The following is a 13,115-nucleotide window of genomic DNA, read 5'->3' on the forward strand; positions in this document are numbered from 1 at the left end:
TGGCACACGTCACGCGCCGGCCAACCGGCATCGGAAGAACAGGAGCGCGCGGGCCGTACCGAACCGGTCTGCCGCCGCTGTGCCGAACCGGCCCGTGACCAGGAGAGTGCCATGACCGGCGTTTCCACCCTCGACAGCCCCCCGCAGCCCCTGGCCCCCACCCGTTACACCGTCTCCCTCGCTCGTTCCGAGGCCGACGTCCGGGCCGCGCAGCGGCTGCGGCACGACGTCTTCGCCGGGGAGATGGGCGCCCTGCTGACCACGCCGCAGCCGGGGCTCGACATCGACGCCTTCGACGCCTACTGCGATCATCTGCTGGTCCGTGACACGCTGACCGACCAGGTCGTCGGCACCTACCGCCTGCTGCCCCCGGAGCGCGCCGCGATCGCCGGCCGGCTCTACTCGGAGGGCGAGTTCGACGTGAGCCCGCTCGACGCGATCCGCCCGGGACTCGTCGAGGTCGGGCGCTCCTGCGTGCACCCCGACCACCGCGACGGCGCCGTCATCGGCCTCATCTGGGCCGGAATAGCCCGTTACATGGTCGAGGGCGGCCACGAGTGGCTCGCGGGCTGCTGCTCGATCCCGCTCGCCGACGGCGGCGAGCTCGCGGCCGGAACCTGGGACCGGGTGCAGGCCAAGCACCTGGCACCCGAGGAGTACCGGGTACGACCGCTGCTGCCGTGGACCGCGGAGGGTGTCACCCGCCAGCCCCGCACCGAACTGCCCCCGCTCCTGCGCGGCTATCTCCGGCTCGGCGCCTGGGTCTGCGCCGCACCCGCGCACGACCCGGACTTCGGGGTCGCGGACCTGTTCGTGCTGCTGTCGATGCGCCGGGTCAACCCGCGCTATCTGCGGCACTTCCTCTCGCTCGTCCCGGCCTGATGAGCGTCTGGCTGCCCAGCGCGCCCTGCACCCCCAGGGCGTGCGTCGAGGCGACGGGGTCCGCCACGGCCGTACCGCGTGCCGTGCTGCGGCTCGCGGCGGTCCTGGTCGTGGTCGCCACCGGGGTCGTGCTGTTGCCGCTCGGCGGGCGGATTCCCGCCGAGCCGGTACGGCACTGGTGCCGGGCGATCGTGCGGGCCGCGGGCGTCCGCGTCCGGATCACCGGCCCCGCCGTCCCCACCGGCGGGCTGCTGATCGTCGCCAACCACATCTCCTGGCTGGACATCCCGCTCCTCGCCGCCGTCCGGCCGGCCAGGATGCTCGCCAAGTCCGAGATCCGGCAGTGGCCGGTCGCGGGACCGCTGGCCGCGCGCGGCGGCGTCCTGTTCATCGAACGCGACCGGCTGCGCGCGCTGCCGGACACGGTGGCGCGGATCGCCGGGCTGCTGCGTGACGGGGCGGCCGTCGTGGCCTTCCCGGAGGGCAGCACCTGGTGCGGCAGGGCACAGGGCCACTTCCGGCGGGCCGTCTTCCAGGCCGCGCTCGACGCGGGGGTGCCGGTCCAGCCGGTGCACATCCACTACCGGCTCGCCGGGGGAGTGGCGAGCACCGCGCCGGCCTTCGTCGGGAACGACTCGCTGCTCGCCTCCCTGTGGCGGGTGGCCTCGGCACGCGGACTGGTGGCGGAGGTCGAGGTACGGCCCACGCTCGACCCGGGCAGCCACCCGGATCGACGGGAGCTGGCCCGCGCGGCGCAAGGAGGGTTGCATTCCCAAGGGGCACGCGCGTCGGCCCTCGGCCATCGCTGACGTATCAGGACGAGGCGACCTGAAGGGACAGGGGCCGGTGGCCGGCGGTACGGGCCTACCGGCCCCGAGCGAGTGCCCGGGTGAGGTACGGAGCCGTCGTGCTGCCCTCCGCCCGCGCCACCTCGGCCGGGGGGCCCGCGGCCACGATCCGGCCGCCCGCGTCCCCGCCGCCAGGACCCAGGTCGATCACCCAGTCCGCGCCCGCGACCACCGACATGTCGTGCTCGACGACCACGACGGTGTGTCCCGCGTCGACCAGGCCGTGCAACTGGCGCATCAGCACCTCGACATCGGCGGGGTGCAGCCCGGTCGTCGGTTCGTCGAGGAGATAGAGGGTGTGCCCCCGGCGGACCCGCTGCAACTCGCCGGCCAGCTTGATGCGTTGGGCCTCGCCGCCGGACAACTCCGTGGCGGGCTGGCCGAGTCGCAGATAGCCCAGACCCACGTCGAGGAGCGTGGCGAGGCTGCGGGCGACGGGCGCGGTGTCGGCGAAGAACTCCGCCGCGGCCTCCACCGTCATGTCCAGGACCTGCGCGATGTTCCGTCCGCGGTATGTCACCTCGAGCGTCTCGGGGTTGTAGCGCGCCCCGTCGCAGTCCGGGCAGGGAGCGTAGGTGCTCGGCAGGAACAGCAGCTCCACGCTCACGAATCCCTCACCCTGGCAGGTCTCGCAGCGCCCGCCCGCGACGTTGAAGGAGAAGCGCCCCACCCCGTAGCCGCGCCTTCGCGCCTCCTTCGCCCCGGCGAAGACCTTGCGCACGACATCGAAGAGGCCCGTGTAGGTGGCGAGATTCGAGCGTGGGGTACGGCCGATGGGCCTCTGGTCGACGGAGACGAGCCGTCCCACGCCCGCCAGCTCCTCGGTCACCTCGCCGATGAGGGTGGACTTGCCCGAGCCGGAGACACCCGTGACGGCGGTGAGCACACCGAGCGGGAACGCGGCGCTCACCCCGCACAGGTTGTGGCGGCTCACCGGCCCCACCTTCAACTGCCCTTGTGGGGAACGCACTTCACGTTGCGGCGCGGGGTAGCGGTCGAAGAGGAAGCGGGCCGTGGCCGACTCCGCCACCCCGGCCAGCGCCGCCACCGGACCGCTGTGCAGCACCCGCCCGCCGTGCTCACCCGCCCGCGGACCGACGTCGACGAGCCAGTCGGCACCCCGCACGACATCCAGATGGTGCTCGACCACGAACACCGAGTTGCCCGCCGCCTTCAGTCGGTCCAGCACCGTGAGCAGGGCCTCCGTGTCCGCCGGGTGCAGACCCGCGGACGGTTCGTCGAGGACGTACACGACACCGAACAGACCGGAGCGCAACTGCGTGGCCAGCCGCAGTCGTTGCAGCTCGCCCGCGGAGAGGGTCGGGGTGGCCCGGTCGAGGCTGAGGTAACCGAGGCCGAGTTCGACGACGGGGACGATCCGTGCCCTCAGGTCGTCGGTGAGGACGCGGGCCGCCTCTCCCCGGGGCTCCAGGGTCCCGGCCAGCTCCGACAGCGGCAGGGCCGCCAGTTCGGCGATCGTGCGGCCCGCGACGGTCACCGCCAGCGCCTCGGGACGCAGCCGGCTGCCGCCGCACACCGGGCACGGGGCGCTGGTCAGGAACCGTTCGGCCCTGGCCCGCAGCGTCGCGCTCTTCGAATCGGAGAACGTCTTCATGACGTAGCGCCGGGCGCTCATGTACGTGCCCTGGTAGGGACGTTGGATCCGGTCCGCGTCCCGTACCGGATGCACGGTGACGACCGGCTGCTCGTCCGTGAACAGAATCCACTCCCGCTGCTCGGCCGGCAGCTCGCGCCACGGCCGGTCCACGTCGTACCCCAGCGCGTCGAGGACATCGCGCAGGTTCTTGCCCTGCCAGGCGCCGGGCCACGCCGCGATCGCGCCCGCGCGGATCGACAGCGACGGGTCCGGGACCAGCGACTCCTCGGTCGTACGGTGGACCTGGCCGAGACCGTGACACTCCGGGCAGGCGCCGGCGGCCGTGTTCGGCGAGAAGGCGTCCGAGTCGAGGCGTTCGGCGCCCCGCGGATAGTCGCCCGCGCGTGAGAACAGCATCCGCAGGGAGTTGGAGAGGTTGGTGACCGTGCCCACGGACGAGCGCGAGGTGGGCGCCGAGCGGCGCTGCTGGAGCGAGACCGCGGGCGGCAGCCCGGTGATGTCCCCGACCTTCGGCGCCCCGACCTGGTGGATCAGCCGTCGCGCGTACGGCGCCACCGACTCGAAGTAGCGGCGCTGGGCCTCCGCGTAGATCGTGCCGAACGCCAGCGAGGACTTGCCCGAGCCCGAGACCCCGGTGAAGACCACGAGGACATCGCGCGGGATGTCGACGTCCACACCCTGGAGATTGTGCTCGCGGGCGCCCCGCACACGGACGTACGCGTCGTGGCGGCGGTGCGGGTCGGACATCGACGGGACTCCTGGCGTGGGGCTCGGGGCAAACCCCACGATTCTAGGGCCTGGTCAGTCCCGCGACCCGGGCGAGCCTCCGGAAGGAGTCCAGCAGGGCCTCGCGGTCGTACGTACTGGTGGTGACCAGCACCTCCTGCGCGCCGGTCTCCTCGATCAACATCTCCAGCTCGTGCTCGACCTGTTTCTCGGTGCCCGCGATCTGCCCCGCGAGCGCCGACTCGTAGAAATGCCGCTCCTTGCCGTTCATCGGGAGATCCTCGACCCGCTCGGCGGGCGGCAGCGGCGGGAAGGTGCCGTGCGTGCGGGCGTACGCCATCGACCACGCCTCGGGGAGCAGCAACCGCATCGCCTCGTCCGGGGTCTCGGCGACCGCGACGGCGCCGGACACGACGACGTACGGCTCCGCCGCCCACACGGAGGGGCGGAACGTCGCGCGGTAGTGGTCGATCCCGCGCCGCATCTTCTCCCGGTTCCTGAAGTCCCCGATGACCAGGGGCAGGCCCGCGCGCGCCGCGATCGTCGCGCCCTCGTTCAGGGCGAGTACGAAGGGTGGCACGGTCAGCCCCTCCGAGGGGCGCGCGTGCACCCCCGTCGACGACGGGCCGCGGAACCAGCCGAGCAGCTCGTCGAGCTGCCCCGCGAAGTCGTCGGCGACGTCCTTGTCCCGCCCCAGCGCCCTGCGCACCCCGTCCGTGAAGCCGACCGAACGCCCGAGCCCCATGTCGATCCGGCCGGGGAACAGGGACTCGAGCACACCGAACTGCTCGGCCACGATCAGGGGCTGGTGGTTGGGCAGCATCACCCCGCCGGTACCGACCCGGATCGTCCGGGTGGCGGCGGCGACCGCGGCGGCCAGCACGGTGGGAGCGGATCCGGCGACCCCGGGCACGCCATGGTGCTCCGAGACCCAGATCCGGTCGTATCCGAGCCCTTCCAGCTCCTGGGCCAGACGCACGGTGTCCCGCAGGGCCTCGGCGGCGTCGTGCCCCTCGCGGGTGCGCGAGCGGTCAAGGACGGAGAAACGCGTCACTCTTCGGATGATACGGACCTCGCCGCACCCGCGGTCACAGGGCCTCGTGGGAGATGGTCAGCAGATAGGTGCCGTAGAAGAGGGAGAAACCGGCCAGGCCGATGAGCAGGACGACGACCGTGCGCCGCCGGGCGCGGGCCAGAGAGAGGGCGAACGGCAGCAGCAGGGGGAAGGCGGGCAGCAGCAGTCGGGGTCTGCTCGTGAAGAAGTGGGCATCACCGAGGGCGATGACGAGGAGAATCCCCGAGTACACGAGAAGCGGCAGCGGCTGTCGGTCCAGGACGCCGAGGACGAACAGCAGGACGCAGCCGAGGACGATCGCGGCGGAGAGATAGACGACCAGGGTGTCGTGCCCGACGATCAGGTGCTTGAACATGTGCGCGGTGTAGTGACCGAAGTCGAACCGTGAGCCCCACAGACTCTGCACCCGGAAGTAGCCGGTCAGGTCGTGGGTGCGCAGCCCCACCCAGGCGACGTAGCCGAGCCACCCGACGGGCGCCAGGAGCATGGCCACCCAGGCGCGCGGGACGGTGGGTCTCCCGTCGCGGCGGCGCTGCCAGAGGTGGGCGGCGGCGGCCGTGACGACGGCGGCGGCCACGGTGAAACCGTTGGGGCGGCACAGCCCGGCCAGCGCGGCCAGCGTCCCGGCGGTCAGCCAGCGGTGGGTCAGCGCCGCGTAGAGCGCCCAGGCGGCGAAGGCCGTCATGAGGGACTCGGTGTACGCCATGGTCAGTACCACGGCGTGCGGCAGCAGCGCCCACAGTGCCACGAGCGCCAGCCCGACCCGCCGTCCGTGCAGCAGCTCGCCGACCGCGTACACGCCCCAGGCCGCCACGGCGGCGGCGATCCAGGAGATGACGAGCGCCGCGTTGACCGGGCCGATCGGCAGGACCGTGTTCAGGCCGTGGATCAGTCCGGGGAAGAGCGGGAAGAACGCCAGGTCGTTGTAGATGACCCCGTGACCGGACTTGGCGGCGACGATCGTGCCGTAGCCGTACCGGGCGATGTGCCAGTACCAGCCGCCGTCCCATTCCAGACCGAGCACGTTGCGCGGGTGCCGGCCCAGGTACAGCGACCAGGCGGTCACCATGACCACGCCCGACAGCCGCGCGGCGGCGAACACCCACAGCGCCGGCAGCGCCCGCTTCAGTTCGCCCCGCCATCGCCACACCTCGGGCGAGGCGGCAGGCGACGCGGGCACGAGCTCCCGCGGGGGTCTGCCGCTCACCGTCTGGGGGCCGTCTTCCATACCGACCTCCTCGTCGCCCTGCTAGAGGGAATGGCCGGGGACGGGGTTCCACCGGTGGGAAGATCCCGACTTCATGGGACACGACGGTCCCGGACAGCGCATCCCGGCCCGGCACGGAAGGGTGATGAGGTCGCCGGGTTCGAGCCGCTCGAGCGGCTCGCTCAGTCGTTGAAGTAGTGGCCTGCTTCGAGGTCCGGGACGAGTGCGGGGTGCACGGGACGCCATCCGAGCAGCTTCTGGGTCAGGACGCTCGAGGTCGGGTTGTCGAGGGGCACGGCGGCGGCGAGGAAGCCGAAATGCCGGCTCGCGTCCTCGGTGGTGATCCCGACGGTCGGCAGCTTCAACCGGCGGCCGATGAGCTCGGCGATGTCACGCAGGGGCACGCCCTCTTCGGCGGCCCCGTGCAGGATCGAGCCGGCCGGGGCGGCTTCCACCGCCAGCCGGAACAGGTGCGCCGCATCGAGCCGGTGCACGGCGGGCCAGCGGTTCGATCCGTCGCCGACGAAGGCCGACACGCCACTCTCGCGGGCGATGTCGATCAGGCTCGGGACGAAGCCCTTGTCGCCCTCGCCGTGCACGGTCGGTGAAAGCCGCACGACCGAAGCGCGCACCCCACGCGCGGCCAGCGCCATGGCCGCGCTCTCCGATGCGATCCGGGGTGCCCCCGACCCGGGATCGGGCGCGATCTCCTCGGTCCCGAGGCGACCCGGCGCCATCATGGTGAGCATCAAGGTCCCCGAGGTCACCACGAGGGGCTTGCCGGTTCCTTCGAGCGCCGCTCCGAGAGCCTCGACGGCACGCAGGTCCAGCTTGCCGCTCGCGACGTAGTCCGAGAAGTCGTGGTTGAAGGCCAGATGGATGACGCCGTCCGCCGCGGCGGCACCCTCGTGCAGGCTGTCCGGATCGTCGAGAGAGCCGCGGTGCGCCTCGGCGCCGACGGCCGTCAGCGCCGCGGCGGCGGTGTCCGAGCGGGCGAGGCCGACGACCTGATGCCCCGATTCGAGGAGTTCACGGACGACGGCGGAACCGATGAATCCGGTCGCGCCGGTGACGAATACGCGCATGGTGCATTCCTTCGACAGGACGAACAGGGTCCACCCCGGTGCGGCACCGGGGCGGTGATTCCACCCTGCGCGCGGGACGCCTTCCGGGTCCAAGACCTGTTTCGCATCCGGCGATACGTATGAGGCATCACCACAGCTCAGACCGTGGCACACACCCATGCCGCCACGCAGTCCACCCACGCCCGCCGACCGTCGTACGCACTCCTCGGCGGCAAGTACTGCGCCGCACCCCCGCGACTAAGCGAACGGCGATCGGGAATGGCTTTCCCGGAGCTTTTGTCGGCGGCTCGCCGCGGCCGGGTCGGCGGGAGCCCTTCCACCCCACGGAAAGCAGGAGTGAACATGCAGTACGTGAAGCTCGGTTCGACGGGCCTGGACGTGTCCCGGATCTGCTTGGGCTGCATGAGTTTCGGGCTGCCCGACCGAGGGCCCCACGAGTGGACGCTCGACGCCGAGGGTGCCCGCCCCCTGATCCGCCGCGCGCTGGACGCCGGGATCACCTTCTTCGACACGGCGAACGTGTACTCCGACGGCACGAGCGAGGAGATCGTCGGCCGCGCGCTGGCGGAGTTCGCGCGCCGCGACGAGATCGCCATCGCCACCAAGGTGAACGGCGCGATGCACGAAGGACCCAACGGGCGTGGCCTGTCCCGCAAGGCCGTCATGACGGAGATCGACAACAGCCTGCGCCGCCTGGGCACCGACTACGTGGACCTGTACCAGATCCACCGCTTCGACCCCGCCACTCCCGTCGAGGAGACGATGGAGGCCCTGCACGACGTGGTGAAGGCGGGCAAGGCCCGTTACATCGGGGCGAGTTCGATGTACGCGTGGCAGTTCTCCAAGGCCCAGTACACGGCCCGGCTGAACGGCTGGACGCGGTTCGTGTCCATGCAGAACCACTACAACCTCCTCTATCGCGAGGAGGAGCGCGAGATGCTGCCGCTCTGCGCGGACCAGGGCGTCGGCGTACTGCCCTGGAGCCCGCTCGCCCGCGGTCGGCTCACCCGTGACTGGGACGTCAGCACCGAGCGCAGCCGCACCGACGAGTACGGCAAGAAGCTCTACCAGCCGGGCGACCGCGAGATCGTCGACGCCGTCGCCCGGATCGCCGCCGAGCGTGACGTCCCGCGTGCCCGGATCGCCCTCGCCTGGCTGCTGCGCCAAAGCACCGTGACCGCGCCCATCATCGGCGCCACCAAGGTGGGGCACGTCGACGACGCGGTGGCCGCCCTCGACGTGGAGCTCTCGGAGAAGGAGATCGAACAGCTGGAGGAGCCTTACACGCCTCGCGCGATCAGCGGGCACTGACGCGCGGCGCGGCGCCGCCCGCGCAGTCGTCCTCGGCGGCGTAGGCGGCCAGCCACGCCAGCGGCGCGTTCCAGTTGATGGCCACCTCGTTCGTCGAGTACGAGCCGATGTCGTCGATGTAGCAGGCCTGGGGCGCGCAGCCGGGCAGGTGCTCCTGCGCGACCGGGTCCTGCAGCCCGCTGTTGGGCCCGCCCGCGAGGGAGCCCGCCGGCGGGTGCGGCAGCGAGGGGTCGTACTGGTGCGCCCAGAAGCGGTGGTGCTGGTTGTCGGAGTACCGCTCCCCGTATCCGGTCACGTACGACCGGCCCAGGGCGTTGCGGCCCAGCAGGTAGTCCATCGACTCCAGCACTCCGGCGCGGTAGCGCGGGTCCCCGGTCAATTCCTGGGCGGTGGCCATGACGATCGCGTTGTCGGTGACCGCGCTGTTGGAGCCCCAGACGTACCCGGTGGCGGGGATCGGGACGGCGTATCCCTGCCCGGCCATGGTGGACAGATAGCCGTCCGCGGCGGCGGTCACGGAGGCGCGCATTCGCCGGAGGTCGGCCGTGGGCAGCCCGGTGCGCACGGTCGCCAGCGTCAGCCTGCCCAGCGCTGCGGTGTCGGCCCAGCTGAAGCCGCCGGACGTGAAGGCGTTCGCGGCGGTGTGCCAGGGCGAGGAGGTCACCGCGTCCCGGTAGGCGCGCTCACCGGTCGTGGCGTACAACTCGGCGGCCGCCCAGTAGAACTCGTCGGTGACCTGGGTGTCGCCATAGGCCCCACCGCCGGTGCTGTCCGAATCCGGCGCGTACATCGCCGGGTTGGCCCGCGCCGCCGTCCAGGCCTTGCGGGCGGAGGTGAGGCAACGGTTCGCGAACGCGGTGTCGTAGGACCGGAAGACACGGGCGCACTGGGCCGCCGTCGCCGCCAGGTTGAGGGTGGCGGCGGTGGACGGCGGGTGGAGCTCACGCGGCTGGGCGTCCTGCTCGGGCCGGGTCGGCAGACCGGTCCAGGCGGCGTCGTGGACTTTGTGGAACGCCATTCCCGCGTACGGCCTGCCGTCCGGGACCTGCATCCGCATCAGGAAGTCGAGCTCCCAGCGTGCCTCGTCCAGGACGTCGGGGACGCCATTGCCGCGCTCGGGAACGCGCAGCGTCGAGTCGCCGAGCGCGGACGCGGTGCCCGCCCTCTTCGCCCGTTCGAAGGAATTGACGAGCAGCCAGGTGGAAATGCCGCCGTTCACGACGTATTTGCCCTGGTCGCCCGCGTCGTACCAACCGCCCCTGACGTCCTGCGTGTAGCCGCACACCCCGGACTGACAGGGCACGTTCGTGTCACCCTGATTGGGAGCGACTCCGAGATGCCCGGCGGGCCGCGCATAGGCGGAACCCACCAGGGAGGCTTCGATCGGTATACCGCTGCGCTGGTGGTAGAAGAACGCCAGCGTGTCGGAGCGCAGCCCGTCGTAGAGATCCGCGCGAATGTCGAAGGGATCGCTGGCCGTTCCGTCGACCGTCAGGACGTAACCCGTACCGGTCCGCGCGTACGAGGAGAAGTCGGCGACCTGGGTCGGTTGCCCGGACGCGGTGTCCGGGCCCCGGCCGACGGTCGACCCCGAGGCGACCACCGTGCCCGAGGCGGTGCGCAGCCGCCAGGTGAGCGCCTCCGCGGCGGAGGTGACCACGGTCGCGCGCTTGGGACCGTCCGGCAGATAGCCGACTTGGTTGACCCGTAAGGCGGTTGTCGCCGTGGCGGCGGTGGCGAGCCCCGCCGCGGAGGGGGCGGTCGCGAGGCCCCCGACGAGTAATGCCCCCGCCAGCAAGGCGGCCGTCAGGTGTCTTTGGCGGCGGTGGGGCAACGGGAAAGCGGACATGAGCGGCTCCCAGCGGTGAGGTGAATCCTGTGCCGCGGCCACGCGAGGTGGACGACGGAGAATGGGAGCGCTCCCAATGTGGAGCATTGCATGGGCATGCCAGGCCGTCAATGGGTCGGTGAAGGCCTTTTCGCTCTTCGGAGGCCTGGTCGGGGGCTTGCGTTTGACCGCTCGCCGATGGTTGTAGGGGATTCAGAATTCCCTTTGTGGGGACCGTGGCTGACGTTTGGTCAATCCGTCCGAGCGCGACGTAAAACGGAAGGTGACGAGATCTCTTGTTTCGGCTCGGCGCACTGTGCAAAGGTGTGCCCTGTTGGCGTGCAGACAATTCGCTTCCTTCTGTACGCGCACGGTGTGCCCGCGCGCCGCCCCTCGCTTCAAAAGAGCTGTCGGAGAGGGCGATTGCGGTAACAAACCCCCCATGGGTAGTCCCTCCGCTTCGGCGGGCGGGCTACATACCCATTGGTATGGACTAATTCCTGCGTTACCTTTGGGAGGAAAGCGGACGTGAATGACGCAGCGGTGTCTCATTCCCCAACGCCCCGTCGCTTGTTCGAGGTTTCGGATGAACGGCTCGCGGCGGACCTGAAGAAGAGCTCGGGGAACACGCCCGCGCACCATCCCGTCGGGGAACTCCTTGACCGTCACTGGGAAGCGGTCTTCGCCTACGCGCGCCTGTGCACCAACGGTGTGCGTCCCGCCGGAATGCTCACCACGGCCGCATTCACCCGGCTGTTCGGTGAATCGCTGCGGCAGACCGGGCCGACGGCCGCCTGGCGGCCGCAGTTGCTGGTCACCGTACGGCGTATGACCGCCGAATGGCTCGGGGACCAACGGCGGGAGATGCTTCATCCCGAATTGCTGGCCGATTCCGACAGCCGTGACCGGGTCATGGCGCGGCTTCTGCCGCCGGAGAACAGACGGCAGTTGTCCCGCGCGTTCCAGCGGCTTCCCGAGCTCGCCCGCTGTCTGCTCTGGCACACCGAGGTCGAAGCCGAGCAACTCGCCGTACCCGCAGGGCTGTTGGGCATCGGCGACGACGACGCCCTGGTGGAACTGCGGCGGGCCCGGGAACGCCTGCGCGAGGGCTGCCTGGAAATCCACCGTGAACTGGCCCCGGAGGAGGAGTGCCGCCGCTTCCACCGGATGCTCGATGTGTCCCTGCGCCGCGGCGGCCTCGACCTCGACGCCGATCTGAGCAGGCACATGGGCCGGTGCCGTCACTGCCGTCACACCGCCGACCAGTTGAGCCGGTTCAACGGCGACCTCGCGCTGGCCCTGGCCGAGGCCCTGCTCGGCTGGGGCGCCGCGGCCTACCTCGACTCCCGCCCCGGACGCGTCGACGCGATCGTGGAAGTGACGGAAGTCCCGGACAGCGTCCCGGCCGCGCACAGAATCCCTCCCCTTCCCAGCCACGCGCCCCTCGTTCCGGGCGAGCCCCCGCGCCCCGCGCCGCGCAGCCGCGCTTCCGGTCACTCCCGCCCGCCGACGCACAAGGCGCCCCGACGCTCCTCCCGCCGCGCCCCGCGTCGCAACAACATCGCGCTGGCCGCGCTGACCGTGAGCGGAATGATCCTGGTCCCGCTGGTCCTGTGGGTCACCCAGAGCTCGGACGGCGCGCCCGGCATCGCCGACGGCGCCGGACCCTCGGGCTCGCCCAGTTCGGGCCCGGTCAAGGCGCCCGGATCGAACCCGTCCTGGATAGGCACCGGCGACACGTCGAAGGGCGGCGTGCGCGGCCGGCTGCGCAACACCGAGACCGGGCTGTGCATCGGCATCGTGAGCAAGAAACCGGCGAAGGGCGTGGAGACCGCGCTCACGCCGTGCTCCTCGGCGGCGAGCCAGGAATGGTTGTACGAGGACGACGGACTGCTGCGCGACCTGGCCGCCCCCGACCTCTGCCTCGACTCCCACCTCGGCTACTCGGTCCAACTCGCGCCCTGCACCGGCGCGTCGCAACCAGGCACCAAGAACGTGCGCTACGACTTCACCCTCCAGGGCATGGTGGTGCCCCGCTGGAACCAGGACCTGGTCCTCACCCCCGCCTCCACCAAGGGCGAGGCGTCCGTGGTCCTCAAGGTCCGGGGGGAGGAGTCCGACCAGCACTGGACGATGGACACCTCGTCGCCCTCGCTCCAGATGGAGGCGGTCAACTGGGACTCCGCCGGGCAGACGAAGACATCGTCGGGTCACGCCTCTCCCGAGCCGTCGAAGTCACCGTCGGCGACCGTGCCCAAGTCGTCGCCCCGGCCCTCGGCCGAGCCCTCGACGCCCGCGCCCTCGTCACCCGCCGACAGCTGCTCCCCGTACTACTACTGCGCGCCTTCGAGCGGACAGTACGGCGATCCCGGGTACGGCTACGGAGATGGCTACGGCGGCTACGGCGGTTATGGGTACGGCGGTTACGGGGGATACGGCGGTTACGGACACGGCGGCGGCCAGGGCGGCCATCGCTGACCCGTTCTGGACGTCACACCGACCGCGGCCGGGCCACGCGCGCCCGGCCGCGGTCGT

At 71.4% G+C, this 13,115-nt stretch carries 9 protein-coding genes; 4 read left to right on the forward strand and 5 right to left on the reverse strand.

Features of this window, described 5'->3' with window-relative positions; all coding sequences use genetic code 11:
* Nucleotides 1-111: 111 nt before the first annotated feature.
* On the forward strand, nucleotides 112-882 hold the full coding sequence (locus tag OG798_RS45350; protein WP_120986414.1) for a GNAT family N-acetyltransferase: 771 nt from the start codon (nucleotides 112-114) through the stop codon (nucleotides 880-882).
* Nucleotides 882-1,691: a lysophospholipid acyltransferase family protein gene (locus OG798_RS45355; RefSeq protein ID WP_121414125.1), complete on the forward strand. Its 810-nt coding sequence runs from the start codon at nucleotides 882-884 to the stop codon at nucleotides 1,689-1,691. Before OG798_RS45350 ends, OG798_RS45355 begins: the two co-directional genes overlap by 1 nt.
* 55 nt (nucleotides 1,692-1,746) lie before the next feature.
* Here the strand turns inward: OG798_RS45355 and OG798_RS45360 are convergent, their stop codons facing one another.
* The 4 genes from OG798_RS45360 to OG798_RS45375 form a co-directional block, all read right to left on the reverse strand.
* Nucleotides 1,747-4,095, reverse strand: coding sequence for an excinuclease ABC subunit UvrA (locus OG798_RS45360; protein WP_328758965.1), 2,349 nt, complete (start codon nucleotides 4,093-4,095; stop codon nucleotides 1,747-1,749).
* 43 nt (nucleotides 4,096-4,138) lie between these two features.
* Complete coding sequence (locus OG798_RS45365) at nucleotides 4,139-5,137, reverse strand: LLM class flavin-dependent oxidoreductase (RefSeq protein WP_382124417.1); 999 nt, start codon at nucleotides 5,135-5,137, stop codon at nucleotides 4,139-4,141.
* A 25-nt stretch (nucleotides 5,138-5,162) separates the two neighbouring features.
* Nucleotides 5,163-6,377 (reverse strand): glycosyltransferase family 39 protein, encoded by a 1,215-nt coding sequence (locus tag OG798_RS45370; RefSeq protein WP_328758966.1) that lies wholly within the window; start codon nucleotides 6,375-6,377, stop codon nucleotides 5,163-5,165.
* 161 nt (nucleotides 6,378-6,538) lie between these two features.
* Nucleotides 6,539-7,441 (reverse strand): SDR family oxidoreductase, encoded by a 903-nt coding sequence (locus OG798_RS45375; RefSeq protein ID WP_328758967.1) that lies wholly within the window; start codon nucleotides 7,439-7,441, stop codon nucleotides 6,539-6,541.
* Between the two features lie 342 nt (nucleotides 7,442-7,783).
* Here OG798_RS45375 and OG798_RS45380 point away from each other — a divergent pair, with 342 nt between their 5' ends.
* Nucleotides 7,784-8,752: an aldo/keto reductase gene (locus OG798_RS45380; RefSeq protein ID WP_328758968.1), complete on the forward strand. Its 969-nt coding sequence runs from the start codon at nucleotides 7,784-7,786 to the stop codon at nucleotides 8,750-8,752.
* Here the strand turns inward: OG798_RS45380 and OG798_RS45385 are convergent.
* Nucleotides 8,739-10,601, reverse strand: coding sequence for a glycoside hydrolase family 9 protein (locus OG798_RS45385; protein ID WP_328758969.1), 1,863 nt, complete (start codon nucleotides 10,599-10,601; stop codon nucleotides 8,739-8,741). The two genes, OG798_RS45380 and OG798_RS45385, sit on opposite strands and share 14 nt — an antisense overlap.
* Before the next feature lie 549 nt (nucleotides 10,602-11,150).
* Here OG798_RS45385 and OG798_RS45390 point away from each other — a divergent pair.
* Complete coding sequence (locus OG798_RS45390) at nucleotides 11,151-13,058, forward strand: ricin-type beta-trefoil lectin domain protein (protein ID WP_328758970.1); 1,908 nt, start codon at nucleotides 11,151-11,153, stop codon at nucleotides 13,056-13,058.
* The last annotated feature ends 57 nt before the right edge of the window (nucleotides 13,059-13,115 follow it).

It is taken from the genome of Streptomyces sp. NBC_00271 (assembly GCF_036178845.1).
GTDB lineage: Bacteria > Actinomycetota > Actinomycetes > Streptomycetales > Streptomycetaceae > Streptomyces.